At 28.3% G+C, this 269-nt stretch carries 1 protein-coding gene; it reads left to right on the top strand.

Features of this window, described 5'->3' with window-relative positions; translation table 11 throughout:
• Positions 1–78: 78 nt before the first annotated feature.
• Positions 79–269: hypothetical protein (locus AAEZ03_RS27535; RefSeq protein WP_350583039.1), on the top strand; the 191-nt coding region annotated here is incomplete at its 3' end.

The raw sequence follows: 269 nt of genomic DNA, 5'->3' as shown, positions 1-269 counted from the left end.
ATATTGAACAGTTTCTAATTGTTCATTTAGCTTAATTAATTCTTACTTCTCTAGCAAAGTTATTAAAGGTAAAAGAATATGTCTCGTTTTTTAGCAATCTTCGTTTCTATTGATTTTTTAAAAATATTCATACCAGCTATTATCGCTATAGCGACTGCCTTCTACTCTCACCAATCAGCAGTAAAACTCCAAATAAATGAGCAAAAATCAGAACAACGAATTGATCATCTAAAAAAATCTTTTAAATCTTTGTTGATGTACAGTAGTAA

Origin of the sequence: Pseudomonas sp. HY2-MNA-CIBAN-0224, from assembly GCF_040310285.1 — a bacterium.
Lineage (GTDB): Bacteria > Pseudomonadota > Gammaproteobacteria > Pseudomonadales > Pseudomonadaceae > Aquipseudomonas > Aquipseudomonas helleri.
The sequence above is the reverse complement of the archived record's forward strand: the minus strand, read 5'-3'. Positions and strand labels throughout refer to the sequence as shown.